This is a genomic window from Streptomyces sp. NPDC047000 (assembly GCF_040644295.1).
Lineage (GTDB): Bacteria > Actinomycetota > Actinomycetes > Streptomycetales > Streptomycetaceae > Streptomyces.
Map to the genome: position 1 here is coordinate 289155 of NZ_JBEYWE010000002.1, position 11858 is coordinate 301012.

The 11858-nt window shown below is 72.7% G+C and carries 13 protein-coding genes; 4 read left to right on the forward strand and 9 right to left on the reverse strand.

Annotated elements, in window-relative coordinates:
- Positions 1-585, forward strand: coding sequence for a Uma2 family endonuclease (locus ABZ862_RS04625; protein ID WP_360952139.1), 585 nt, complete (start codon positions 1-3; stop codon positions 583-585).
- Positions 586-627: 42 nt separating this feature from the next.
- Here the strand turns inward: ABZ862_RS04625 and ABZ862_RS04630 are convergent, their stop codons facing one another.
- The 3 genes from ABZ862_RS04630 to ABZ862_RS04640 form a co-directional block, all read right to left on the reverse strand.
- The gene (locus tag ABZ862_RS04630) at positions 628-795 is read right to left on the reverse strand and encodes a hypothetical protein (RefSeq protein ID WP_360952141.1); all 168 of its coding nucleotides are present in this window, start codon (positions 793-795) and stop codon (positions 628-630) included.
- A gap of 78 nt (positions 796-873) precedes the next feature.
- Positions 874-1911 carry a sigma-70 family RNA polymerase sigma factor gene (locus ABZ862_RS04635; RefSeq protein WP_360952144.1) on the reverse strand — a complete coding sequence of 346 codons (1038 nt, stop codon included), beginning with the start codon at positions 1909-1911 and terminating at the stop codon, positions 874-876.
- A gap of 208 nt (positions 1912-2119) precedes the next feature.
- Entirely contained in the window at positions 2120-3439 is a 1320-nt protein-coding gene (locus tag ABZ862_RS04640; protein WP_360952147.1) for an MFS transporter, read from the reverse strand.
- A 63-nt stretch (positions 3440-3502) separates the two neighbouring features.
- On the opposite strand from ABZ862_RS04640, the gene ABZ862_RS04645 reads away from it, so the two are divergent.
- The gene (locus ABZ862_RS04645; protein WP_360952150.1) at positions 3503-4546 is read left to right on the forward strand and encodes a LysR family transcriptional regulator; all 1044 of its coding nucleotides are present in this window, start codon (positions 3503-3505) and stop codon (positions 4544-4546) included.
- Between the two features lie 188 nt (positions 4547-4734).
- Here the strand turns inward: ABZ862_RS04645 and ABZ862_RS04650 are convergent, their stop codons facing one another.
- Complete coding sequence (locus ABZ862_RS04650; RefSeq protein WP_360952153.1) at positions 4735-5496, reverse strand: dienelactone hydrolase family protein; 762 nt, start codon at positions 5494-5496, stop codon at positions 4735-4737.
- Between the two features lie 112 nt (positions 5497-5608).
- Here ABZ862_RS04650 and ABZ862_RS04655 point away from each other — a divergent pair, with 112 nt between their 5' ends.
- Together ABZ862_RS04655 and ABZ862_RS04660 are read left to right on the forward strand one after the other, a co-directional pair.
- Positions 5609-6772: an adenosine deaminase gene (locus tag ABZ862_RS04655; RefSeq protein WP_360952156.1), complete on the forward strand. Its 1164-nt coding sequence runs from the start codon at positions 5609-5611 to the stop codon at positions 6770-6772.
- A 153-nt stretch (positions 6773-6925) separates the two neighbouring features.
- Entirely contained in the window at positions 6926-7300 is a 375-nt protein-coding gene (locus ABZ862_RS04660; RefSeq protein WP_360952159.1) for an ATP-binding protein, read from the forward strand.
- Between the two features lie 114 nt (positions 7301-7414).
- Here ABZ862_RS04660 and ABZ862_RS04665 read toward each other — a convergent pair whose 3' ends face one another.
- The 5 genes from ABZ862_RS04665 to afsQ1 form a co-directional block, all read right to left on the reverse strand.
- Positions 7415-7612, reverse strand: coding sequence for a PspC domain-containing protein (locus ABZ862_RS04665; protein WP_360952162.1), 198 nt, complete (start codon positions 7610-7612; stop codon positions 7415-7417).
- Positions 7613-7676: 64 nt separating this feature from the next.
- Positions 7677-8273: a VanZ family protein gene (locus ABZ862_RS04670; protein WP_360952165.1), complete on the reverse strand. Its 597-nt coding sequence runs from the start codon at positions 8271-8273 to the stop codon at positions 7677-7679.
- A gap of 497 nt (positions 8274-8770) precedes the next feature.
- Positions 8771-9391: a hypothetical protein gene (locus tag ABZ862_RS04675; protein ID WP_360953077.1), complete on the reverse strand. Its 621-nt coding sequence runs from the start codon at positions 9389-9391 to the stop codon at positions 8771-8773.
- Positions 9392-9404: 13 nt separating this feature from the next.
- Entirely contained in the window at positions 9405-10985 is a 1581-nt protein-coding gene (locus ABZ862_RS04680; RefSeq protein WP_360952168.1) for a HAMP domain-containing sensor histidine kinase, read from the reverse strand.
- Positions 10982-11659 (reverse strand): two-component system response regulator AfsQ1, encoded by a 678-nt coding sequence (gene afsQ1, locus ABZ862_RS04685; protein WP_360952171.1) that lies wholly within the window; start codon positions 11657-11659, stop codon positions 10982-10984. The genes ABZ862_RS04680 and afsQ1 overlap by 4 nt, the downstream gene beginning before the upstream one ends.
- Positions 11660-11858: the final 199 nt, after the last annotated feature.

Genomic DNA, 11858 nt, shown 5'->3' on the forward strand with positions numbered 1-11858 from the left:
ATGAGCGCACTCACCGTGAGCCAGGACCCCGAGCAGAGCTGGGACGACCTCGTCCGGTTCTGGGAGGAGATGGAATGGCCCGAGGGCAGCAAGGTGGAGATCATCGAGGGGATCATCACCGTGTCACCTGCGCCCGCCTACCGCCACAACCTGATCGCGGCCCGCATCCAGCGCCGTCTGTACTCCGTCATCCCCCAGGACTGGGAGATCTTCCAGACCCTGGCCATCGCCGTACCGTCCCGCCTCGGCATGCTGATCCCGGACCTGGTGGTGGCCCCGGCGCATGAGGACTCCGAGGCGGAAACCCACATTCCGGCAGCCCTGGCCGAACTGGTCGTCGAGGTCACCTCCAAGTCCAACGCCCGCCACGACCGCGTCAGCAAGCCTGCGGCCTACGCCAGTGCGGGTGTCCCGCTGTACCTCCTGGTCGATCGCTGGGCCCCCGACGGCCCCACCGCGATCCTCTACGGTGACCCGCAGGGCGACGTCTACCGCCCCCTCGTCACCGCCAAGTTCGGTGAGCCGATCAAACTCCCGGCCCCCTTCGACCTGGTCATCGACACGAGCGAGTTCCCAGCCGCATAGCACCGCCGGCCACCCCCGATGAGTAGTGCCTCCTCCTGCGGTCTACCGCAGGTGGATGCCAGGACACCCGCTGTGCTCGTGCTGCGACGGCACCTCGCCGTGGACGAGGGGGCCGGGCTCTGTGACGAGGTGCGGGCACTGCTCGCACGCGGCGGCACCGGGGTCGTCATGGTGGAGGCCGCCGGACTCGGGCAGGCCCGGCTGCGGCACGTCGACGTGCTGGCGCGCATGGAGCTGGCCGCTCGGCGGGGCGGGGGGCGGATACGGCTCCGGAACCCCGGTGGGGACCTACGCGCGCTGCTCGGTCTCGTCGGGCTGCGGATCGAGGTGGAGGGGGAGGCCGAACAGGGGGAACCAGCGCGCGGTGTCCAGGAAGAAGTGGAACCCGGTGAGCCGGCCCCCTGATATCTCCAGCACCTGGATCGACCACGGCGCGAAGCCGCCCTCCTCCGGGTCCGGCTTGTACTGGGCGAAGCCCGGCAGACCGTTCACCTCGACCGGCAGCAGGCGTGAGCCCGCGCAGGCGGAGCCCAGGGTGGTCATGAAGCCCGTGATGTCGGCGTGCCCGGTCAGCCACAGGTCGAACGGCGGCATCGTCATCACCGCGTCCTCGTGCAGCAGCGCCGTCAGCGCGGTCATGTCGTAGCCCTCGAAGGCCGCCACATAGCGCTCCAGGAGCTTCTGCTGCTCCTCGTCGAGAGGGTCGGAGACGGCGGCGAGCTCCGCCCGGTCCGAGCGCTCGGAGAGCGTCGCACGGGCCCGCTGGAGCGCGCTGTTGACCGACGCGACCGACGTGCCCAGCAGCTCGGCGACCTCGCTCGCCCGCCACGCCAGCACCTCCCGCAGGATCAGCACCGCCCGCTGCTTCGGCGGCAGCGTCTGCAACGCCGCCATGAACGCCAGCCGCACCGACTCCTTGGCGACCGCCGCCTCCGCCGGGTCCTCCCGCGCCGGAAGCATCCGGGCGTCCGGCATCGGCTCCAGCCAGGTGCTGTCCGGACGCGGCGCGAGGGCGGCCCGCGCCAGCGGGGTGGACTCGCCGAGGTCCACCGGCCGCGCCCGCTTGCTGCCCGCCGTGAGCATGTCCAGGCAGACGTTGGTCGCGATCCGGTACAGCCAGGACCGCAGACTGGAGCGGCCCTCGAACCTGTCGTAGCCCTTCCACGCGCGGATCAGGGTGTCCTGCACCGCGTCCTCCGCCTCGAAGGCGGAACCGAGCATCCGGTAGCAGTACCCGGTCAGCTCGGTCCGGTGCTTCTCCAGCGCGGCCTCCAGGCCGTTGTCCGTCCCCGTCGTCGTGCTCGTCGTCGCGGTGCCGTCGCCCATCGTCCACTCACCCCGTGCACCCGTTCCCTGCGGCGCCTGTGCGCGCCCGTCCCAGCCCTTCGGAAGCTACCCCAGCCCACTGACAATGGCCTGCGCAGCCGGAGAAGACACAGGTCAGGGACGGTAGGCCAGAGGTGCCACACGAAGACGCCGCCCCGCCGGTGAGGGCGGGGCGGCGGGAGAGAGGCGTCGCGGGGCTGCCGGAGCGTCAGCGGGCGGCTGCCGTCGCCGGTACCGGCCGGGGCCGGGCGGCCAGGCGGGCGGCCCGGGTGCCGAGGGCGGTGATGGCCACCACGCCCAGCACCGCGAAGACGCCCATGCCCACCGTGCCGGACCAGCCCGACGCGTGGAACGCGATCGCGCCCACCGTGCTGCCGGCGCTGGAACCGATGTAGTACGACGACGTGTACAGCGCCGAGGCCTGCGCGCGGCCCGTCTTGGCCGTCTTGCCGACCGCCGCGTTCGCCACCGCGTGACCCCCGAAGAAGCCCGCCGTGATCAGGACCAGGCCCAGCAGGATGAGGGGGAGCGGACCGGCGAGGGACACCAGCAGACCGGTGGCGGTCGTACCGGCCATCAGGTACAGCGTCCCCCGGCGGCCCAGCCGCCCCACCAGACGGCCGGACGCCGACGCCGACGCCGTACCGACCAGGTACACCAGGAAGATCGAGCCCACGAACCCCTGCGGCAGGGAGTACGGCGCCGCGGTCAGCCGGTAGCCGATCACCGTGTAGACGCCGCCGAAGACCGTCATGAACAGCGCGCCGATCACGTACAGGCGGCGCAGCAGCGGGTTGGAGAGGTGCTCGCGGACCGAGCGCGCCAGGACGCGCGGCCGCAGCGAGCCCGCCGTGAAGTGCTGCGGCTCCGGCAGCAGCAGCCGGAAGGCCACCGCGCACGCCACCGCGACCACCCCGATCACACCGACACCGGCCCGCCAGCCCCACAGCTGCGCGACCCAGCCGGTGATGACCCGGCCGCTCATCCCGCCGACACTGTTGCCCGCGATGAACAGGCCGATCGCGGAGAGCAGCGCCTTGGGCCGGACCTCCTCCGCGAGGTACGCCGTCGCCGAGGCCGGAAGCCCGGCCAGCGCCGCGCCCTGGACGACCCGCAGCGCCACCAGCGTGCCCAGCGAGGGCGCGAACGGCACCAGCAGACCGACCGCCACCGCGACCGACATCGCGGCCGTCATCACCGTACGGCGGCCGAAGCGCTCGGACAGCGCGCTCATGGGGAGCACGAACAGCGCCAGGCCGCCCGTGGCGCCCGCGACGGTCCAGCTCGCGTCACCCGGCGCGACCGCGAACTCCTTGGAGATCAGCGGCAGCAGCGCCTGTGTGGAGTAGAGGAGCGCGAAGGTCGCGACACCCGCGAGGAAGAGCGCGAGACTCATCCGGCGGTAGCCGGGGCCACCGGGGGCCATACGGGAATCGGTGGTGCCGGGGGCGGTGGTGTCGGAGGCAGGGACGGCCGGGTCCGGGTCCGCGTCCACGTGGGTGGGCGCCCCGGTTCGGGCGGAGGACATGTCTCGAAGCTATGTACGCACCGTGTCATCCGTCCAATGCACGAATTCGCGATAATCGTTCCCATGGCGCATCAGCACAGCCCACAGCCTCGGCTGTCACCGGGTAGTAACGTACGAGACACCTCAAACAGGGCCGGTCGGCCCGCTACGGTGGGCCACTCCGGTACGGCCGACCGGCCCGGTGAGACCGACCGGCCGGAGTCGGTGGACCTGGTGCGGGTGCTCGCCCCGCGGCTCGCCCACTTCGCCGCCGTCGCCCGCACGGAGCACGTCACCCGTGCCGCGCAGGAGACCGGCGTCCCGCAGTCGACGCTGTCCCGGGCGATGGTCCGCCTGGAACAGGACCTGGGCGTCGACCTGTTCGCCCGCCGTGGCCGCACGGTGTCCCTCACCCCCGCCGGCCGTACGTTCCTCACCTCCGTCGAACGTGCCCTCGGCGAGATCGGCCGCGCCGCCGAGGAGGTCCGCGCGGACGCCGACCCGGCCGGCGGCAAGGTCGCGTTCGGCTTTCTGCACACCATGGGGGCCGAGACCGTGCCGGGCCTGCTGCACACCTTCCGCGCCGAGCACCCCCGCGTCCGCTTCACCCTCGTCCAGACCTACGGCGAGGCCATGATCGAGGGGCTGCGCGCGGGCGACCTCGACCTGTGCCTGACCTCTCCGGTCCCGGAGGCCCCCGACCTGTTCACCCGCCGCCTGGACGAGCAGAAACTGCGGCTGGTCGTCCCCGTGGACCACCGGCTCGCGGGCCGCCGCCGGATCCGGCTCGCCGAGGCCGCCGACGAGATCTTCGTGACCCTGGAACCCCGCTACGGGCTGCGCCGCATCACCGACGGCCTCTGCGCGGAGGCGGGGTTCCGGCCGCGGGTGGCCTTCGAGGGGGAGGAGGCGGAGACCCTGCGGGGCCTGGTGGCGGCGGGGCTCGGCGTGGCGCTGCTGCCGCCGCCTCCGGTGCCGCGGCCGGGGGTGGTGGAGCTCACGGTCACGGCACCGCGCGCGGTACGGGAGATCGGGGTGGCCTGGCTGGAGGGCCAGCCGGACACCGGGCCGGTGGCGGCGTTCAAGAGGTTCCTGCTGTCGAAGCGCGGCAGCCTGCTGCCCGACTGACGGACGCCGGACCGCCGGCCCACGCCGGACGGGCTGACGACGGACGGGCCGACGACGGACGGGCCGACGACGGACCGGCCCACGACGGACCGGCCCACGACGGACCGGCCCACGACGGACCGGCCCACGACGGACCGGCCCACGACGGACCGGCCCACGACGGACCGGACGACCCCGTCACCGGACGATCAGCGGTACAGCTTCTCCCCGAACCCCACCGCCAGCGGCATCCTCAGTCCCAGCGGCGGCGGCGCGGCGAGCGCGTCCTGCACCGGGCGGGACAGAGATCGGCCGAAGAGCGCCCCCATGACGAAGTCCGTGGCGAGGGAGACCACTTCGGCCCGGTACTGGTTCAACCCGTGTCCGTCGGAGTGCACTTCGAACCGGCACACCTCACGGTTCGCCTTCTTCGTCCGCTCCGCGAGCCGGAACGACAGCTCGGGATCGGTCCGTTCGTCGTTCGTGCCGTGCACGATCAGCACACGGCGCCCCACGAGCTGCCGCACCGGCTCCGGCGGCGCCGCCATGTCGTCCTCGGGCAGCCAAGGAGCCATCGCCACCACGGAGTTCACCGCGTCATGGCCACCCGCCCGCAGCGCGGCCCGGCCGCCCATGCCGAAGCCGACCAGACAGACCGGGACGTCGCCGTACCTGCGGAGCACCTCGTCGGCGGCCCACTCCGCGTCACGGGCGAGATGGGCCTCGCCGCCGTTCCAGCCCCGGTACCGGTAGTGCACGACATGGGTGGCCAGCCCCTCGTCGCGCCCCGCCCGGGCCAGCCGGCGCCCCAGCGCCCGTACCAATGAGACCGCCGTCACGGGAGCCGGTCTGCGCACGGAGGCCTCGTCACCGCCGGGCAGCAGCAGCACCACACCGCTCACCGCCGTCGGATCGTGACCGAGCGCCCTCCCCAGCCGGGCCGTCCGGACCGGCATCGCTTGCTGTGCCATGGCAGAACAGTGTCAGAAGCAGCGGTGTACGCCACCCTTCGCGGCGATCACCGTTACATATCGGCCGAGGTGTACAGGAGCATTCTACGCGCGTAGGAGTTAGAGTGCGGAGATGACGAGCCAGACTGCCAGGACGCCGAACACCCCGACGCCGGAACAGATCCGGCGGGCCCCGAAGGTTCTGCTGCACGACCACCTCGACGGCGGGCTGCGTCCCGGCACCGTCGTCGAACTCGCCCGCGCCGCCGGATACTCCCAACTCCCCGAGACCGACCCGGAGAAGCTGGGCATCTGGTTCCACGAGGCCGCCGACTCCGGCTCGCTGGAGCGGTACCTGGAGACCTTCTCCCACACCGTCGCCGTGATGCAGACCCGGGACGCCCTGGTCCGGGTGGCCCGTGAGTGCGCGGAGGACCTCGCCGGGGACGGTGTCGTCTACGCCGAGGTGCGCTACGCCCCCGAGCAGCACCTCGCCGGCGGGCTGACCCTGGAGGAGGTCGTCGAGGCCGTCAACGAGGGCTTCCGGGAAGGCGAGTCGCTGGCCCGCGCCGCCGGGCACCGGATCCGCGTCGGCGCCCTGCTCACCGCGATGCGGCACGCCGCCCGGTCGCTGGAGATCGCCGAACTCGCCAACCGTTACCGCGACTCGGGCGTCGTGGGCTTCGACATCGCGGGCGCGGAGGCCGGCCACCCGCCGACCCGGCACCTCGACGCCTTCGAGTATCTGAAGCGCGAGAACAACCACTTCACCATCCACGCCGGTGAGGCGTTCGGACTGCCGTCCATCTGGCAGGCCCTCCAGTGGTGCGGCGCCGACCGGCTCGGGCACGGGGTGCGCATCATCGACGACATCGAGGTCGCCGAGGACGGCTCGGTGCGGCTCGGACGCCTGGCGTCGTACGTCCGGGACAAGCGGATCCCGCTGGAGCTGTGCCCGAGCTCCAACCTCCAGACCGGCGCGGCCACGTCGTACGCCGACCACCCCATCGGGCTGCTGCGCAAGCTGTACTTCCGTGCCACGGTGAACACCGACAACCGGCTGATGTCCCACACCAGCATGAGCAACGAGTTCGAGCACCTCGTCGGCGCGTTCGGCTACACGCTCGACGACATGCAGTGGTTCTCCGTCAATGCGATGAAATCAGCATTCATTCCTTTCGACGAAAGGCTTGCCATGATCAATGACGTGATCAAGCCCGGGTACGCCGAACTGAAATCCGAATGGCTGTTCCGTTCGACCGCTCCCACCAGTGGTTATGCGGGCGAGGAAGGCTGATCGGGATGCACCGGCGGAATGCGGCGTTCACCGTTTCGCCGCATTTCGTTGTTTGCGGACGACGGTCCTCCCTGTTTACGGTCGAGAACCGCTCGTATCCCCGTGACCCGTATCCCCGTGATCGGTCATGATCAGCCAAGGACGCACATTTCGATGAATTCGAAGAAGCACTCCGCCGTCAAGGCCCTCGGTGTCGCCGCCCTCGGTGCCGCCTTCGCCGCCGCCGGCGCGGGCGCCGCGAACGCCGCACCGGCGGTGGGCGTACCGGACCCCGGCCAGGCCGTCAGCACCGCCAGGACGCTCCCGGCGGCGAACCTCGCCCAGATGGTGCCGGGCGCGGGCAACGCGGTGGCGCAGGGGCAGACCGCGGTCGCCGCGTCGCTCAGCGCCCTCCAGCCGATGCTCCAGCAGCTGCTGACGCAGGGCGGCGCCGGGCCCACGGCACCGGTCGCCGCGCTGCTCGGCGGTCTGCCGACGCAGGGACTCCCCACGCACGGGCTGCCCGTGAACGGCCTCCCCCTGACCTGAGCCCCCGGCTCCGCCACACCGTTCCCACCGCATGGCGTCGGGGGCGCGCCCCGGACCGGAGCGCGCCCCCGACGGCCGCTTCCCGCGCGGCACGGCGCGGTGGACGGTGGCGCATCACCACGTGCGGGTCCTGTCCTCCGACGGGAACAGGATCCACAGCGCGATGTAGAGCAGGAACTGCGGACCCGGCAGCAGACAGGACAGGACGAAGAGGACCCGCATCGTCGTCGCGGAGGTGCCGAAGCGCCGTGCCAGCGCGGCACACACTCCGCCGATCATGCGGCCTTCGGTGGGGCGGGCGAGGGCGGTCATGTCCGGCTCCTTCATGAGCGTCGGTGGGAGGCTGCCCGGTCGGCCGCCCCCTCTGACCTCAACGCTAGGCTCCGCGCCCGCCGGAGACCTCGCCCCACGGTGCGATCCCGACCCTGGGAATCGTCGGGGTGCGACCCTGAGGAACGGCCTCCTCGGCGGGCGGCCGCGCCTCCGCGCGCCGTACCCGCTCACGCTCCCGCCGGCGCCGCAGCCGGGAACGGGCGGCCGGTACGACGGCGAGGTGGACCAGGGCCACTCCCACGGTGTTGAGCAGCAGGGCGTCGACGTCCGTGACCCGCCCGGGCACGCCGGTCTGGAGCAGGGCGATGCCGAGCGAGAGCAGGGTGCCCGCGGCGACGGTCCGGACCAGGGAGGTGAGGGGGGAGACGTCGAGCCGCCCGTGCACCAGCGGGATCAGCACGCCCAGCGGGGCGAGCAGCCCGAGCCCCTCACCGATCAGCCGGGCGGCGTCGGGCCAGCCCAGGGCCAGGTCGGCGCGGACGGTGGCGAAGGGTCTCAGATTGGCGGGCGTCACCCACGGGACGTCCAGGGGCCGCAGCGAGACCCAGGCGACGAAGGCGAGGTACGCGACGAGGAGGACACCCCCCGTCACACGCATACGGATCGCGGTACTGCCGCCGATGGAGCCTTGACGCTGCACGCACCCCAAGACGCACCGTCCGGCACGATCGGTTCCGCCGCCACCACCCCGTGTCAAACCTCCCGACCGTCCCGAACACCCGCGCGGCCCCGGTGCCCCGGAGGGCGGGGCAGGGACATCCCGGCGCCGAGCAGCCCCTTCACGCCCACCACCACACCCCCGAAGCACCACGCCACCGGGCCGGTGCACACCGCACCGGTGGCCGCGCCCTCCGGGCCGCGCCGGCTGTCCCCGCTCGGGAGCGCCGCGCGTCCGGAACCCGGCCGCCGTCCGCTCCGAGACGCAGTGACGGCGCTCACGGGCCTCACGGGCCCGGCCGTGGCGAACGCCCCGGGGAAGGCCGTTGCACCCTCCAGGGCGAGGTGCGGTGCGCCGGGCGCCGGGCCGCACCGCCGGACGCCCCGGCTCCGGCCGCCGCAATCCCCCTGCCCGCCGCACGCTCCTGACCCCGGTCACGAGCCGCCCCGCTCCGCCGGCCGCCGGCCGGACGTGCCGGATCAGTCGGCCGTGACCTCCGTCGACGGTGGCGTCGTCGTTCCCGGGGCGGAGCGGACGTCGTCCGTGCAGGCGTAGCGGCGCAGCGGGCCGGTGCCGGGGCCGCCGAGGACCACCGAGCCGTCGCCCTCGGCCGCCGCCGAGTCGGAGAGCGTGCACACGATCTGGGCGAGGGCGTACGAGGTGAGGTCGCCCGGGGCGGTGCTCAGCCGCAGGGTGTCCTCGGGGTCGTGGCCCTGCGGCCCGGCCACGGTCATACCGCCGCGCACGTCGGTGGTGTATCCGGCCGCCCGTTCGCTCGTGGACGGCGACTGCGCGAGCTGGTCCAGCAGCCCCTGGGCGACGATCACCCGTCGTTCCGCGTCCGCGGAGCCGTCCGGTACCCGTACCGTCCGGTCGACGGCGACCAGGGACGAGCCGCACAGCAGGAACGCCTGCACCGGCACCCCGTGCGACGTCTGCGTGGTGAGGTCCGGCTCGGACAGCGAGCAGGGCACCCGGGACGGGGCGGGCCCGAAGTCCGTGGGCACCTGGGTGGCGCGTATCCCGCAGCCGGTGAGTCCGGTGAGCGCCAGCGCGGCCGTACCGAGCGCGCCGAGGGCCCGCAGCTTGCGTATGTTCATCATGGTCCGTCCGTCACACGTCCTTCTCGGACGGTCCGCCGTCCCCCGGTCCGTCCGGTCCGTCCGGCTCGTCCGCCGGATCCGACGTGTCGTTGGGCAGCCGCAGGGTGAACACCGCTCCGCCGCCGGGGGAGTTGGCGGCGGTGATCGAGCCGCCGTGGATGTGGGCGTTCTCCATGGCGATGGACAGGCCGAGGCCGCTGCCCTCCGAACGCGGCCGGGACGCGCTCGCCTTGTAGAAGCGGTCGAAGACGTGCGGCAGGACGTCCTCGGGGATGCCGGGTCCGTGGTCGCGCACCGCGATGACGATGTCGCCGTCCTCCTCGCGCACCGACACCCGCACCGGCGAGCCGCCGTGCTTGAGGGCGTTGCCGATGAGGTTGGCGAGGATGACGTCCAGCCGGCGCGGGTCGAGCCGGGCGTGCAGCCCGCGCTCCGCGTCGAGTTCGACGGCGTCGAGCCAGGCGCGGGCGTCGATGCAGGCGGTGATCTGGTCGGCGAGTTCGACGTCGTCCAGCACCAGACGGGCCGTACCGGCGTCGAAGCGGGTGACCTCCATCAGGTTCTCGACGAGGTCGTTCAGCCGCCGGGTCTCGCTGACCACCAGCCGTACGGCGGGCTCGATCATCGGGTCGATGCTGCCCGCCTCGGAGTCCAGCTCCTCCTCCAGCACCTCCGTCACGGCGGTGATGGCGGTGAGCGGGGTGCGCAGCTCGTGCGACATGTCGGCGACGAAGCGGCGCGAGGCGTTGTCCCGGGCGGCCATCTCCTCGACCCGCTGCTCCAGTGCCTCGGCCGCGTTGTTGAACGTGCGGGACAGATCGGCGAGTTCGTCGGTGCCGGACACCCGCAGACGGGTGTCGAGCCGGCCCTCGCCGAGCCGCCGGGCGGCGACCCCGAGGCGGTGCACCGGCTTCAGTACGGTCGTGGCGGCGGCCTGGGCGAGCAGCGCGGAGCCGATGAGGGCGAGGGCGGTGGCGATACCGAGCGACCAGGCCAGGGAGTTGAGGTCCTTGGCCTCCGGCTCCAGGGACTTCACCATGTAACCGGTCGGCCCGCCGCCGATCACCCGCGTCCCGGCGACCAGGTAGGGGTTGCCGTGCTCGACGACCCGCTGCCAGTAGAGGTGGTAGGGCGAGGAGTTGGAGGCCGTCACCTGCTGCGTCCGGTTGACCGCCGTGCGCAGCGCGCCGGGCACGTCCTCCAGCGAGAAGCCGTTCAGCCCGCCGGAGTTGCCGTAGACGACCGCGCCGCCGGACTCCCGGGCCACGAGCAGCACGCTGAAGCGCTGGCTGCTGCTGGCCATCTGCCCCGCCGTGTGCTGGAGTTCGTCCTGCGTGGGACGTGCGGGCAGCGCACCGGCCCGGTTCTGCATCTCCTGCTGGAAGTCGCGCAGCACGGCGTCCTGGGCGCGGGTCAGCACCGCCTCGCGGTTGAGCCAGTACGCGATGCCGGACGCGGACACCGCGGCGGTCAGCGCGACCAGCCCGAAGACGACGACCAGCCGCAGCCGCAGACTGGTGAACCGCAGCCTGGAGAAGACCCCCCTGCGCCCCGCCGCCAGACGGCGGAGCCCCCGTCGCGCGTCGGTCACTGAGGCGCGTCCAGGCGGTAGCCGACCCCGCGGACGGTACGGATGAGGCTGGGCGACGACGGCACGTCCTCCACCTTGGCGCGCAGCCGCTGCACACACGCGTCGACGAGCCGGGAGTCGCCGAGGTAGTCGTGCTCCCACACCAGCCGCAGCAACTGCTGCCGCGACAGTGCCTGTCCGGGCCGCCGGCTGAGCTCCAGCAGCAGCCGCAGCTCGGTCGGGGTGAGCTGGAGGTCCTCGCCGTTCTTCGTCACCGTCATGGCGGCGCGGTCGATCACGACGTTGCCGAACGTCGCCGAGTCGCTGGCCTCCCGCTCGCCGCGCCGCAGCACCGCACGGATCCGCGCGTCCAGCACCCGGCCCTGCACGGGCTTGACGACGTAGTCGTCGGCGCCGGACTCCAGGCCCACGACCACGTCGATGTCGTCGCTGCGCGCGGTGAGCAGGATGATTGGCAGCTGGTCCGTGCGCCGGATGCGGCGGCACACCTCGAATCCGTCGATGCCGGGCAGCATCACATCGAGGACGATCAGATCGGGCCGCTGCTCGCGCAGCAGCTTCAGACCGTCCTCACCGGTGGCAGCGGTGGCCACCCGGTGTCCCTGGCGGGTGAGAGAGAGCTCCAGGGCCGTGCGGATGGCGTCGTCGTCCTCGATCAGCAACAGGGAAGGCACGGGGCTCATTCTGGCCCATGGAGGGCCTGCCGTACGACCCGCGAGGCCGACCCCCTCGTACCGCCACCACCCGTGCACCCTGCGTGACTCCCCTGCGAGGACACGGGCCCCGGGGCCCTGTGACAGGTCTGTGACAGTCGGCGGACACGGCCATGAAGGTCCGGCGGCAAGCTTTTCGGCACAGGCAAGGCAGTTCGGC

Excerpts from the sequence above, each read along its gene's own strand:
- ABZ862_RS04655 (WP_360952156.1), top strand. The coding sequence starts at position 5,609 with ATGACGAGCCAGACTGCCAGGACGCCGAACACCCCGACGCCGGAACAG.
- ABZ862_RS04635 (WP_360952144.1), bottom strand. The coding sequence starts at position 1,911 with ATGGGCGACGGCACCGCGACGACGAGCACGACGACGGGGACGGACAAC.
- ABZ862_RS04665 (WP_360952162.1), bottom strand. The coding sequence starts at position 7,612 with ATGACCGCCCTCGCCCGCCCCACCGAAGGCCGCATGATCGGCGGAGTG.
- ABZ862_RS04675 (WP_360953077.1), bottom strand. The coding sequence starts at position 9,391 with ATGAACATACGCAAGCTGCGGGCCCTCGGCGCGCTCGGTACGGCCGCG.
- ABZ862_RS04640 (WP_360952147.1), bottom strand. The coding sequence starts at position 3,439 with ATGTCCTCCGCCCGAACCGGGGCGCCCACCCACGTGGACGCGGACCCG.
- ABZ862_RS04650 (WP_360952153.1), bottom strand. The coding sequence starts at position 5,496 with ATGGCACAGCAAGCGATGCCGGTCCGGACGGCCCGGCTGGGGAGGGCG.
- ABZ862_RS04645 (WP_360952150.1), top strand. The coding sequence starts at position 3,503 with ATGGCGCATCAGCACAGCCCACAGCCTCGGCTGTCACCGGGTAGTAAC.
- ABZ862_RS04625 (WP_360952139.1), top strand. The coding sequence starts at position 1 with ATGAGCGCACTCACCGTGAGCCAGGACCCCGAGCAGAGCTGGGACGAC.
- ABZ862_RS04660 (WP_360952159.1), top strand. The coding sequence starts at position 6,926 with ATGAATTCGAAGAAGCACTCCGCCGTCAAGGCCCTCGGTGTCGCCGCC.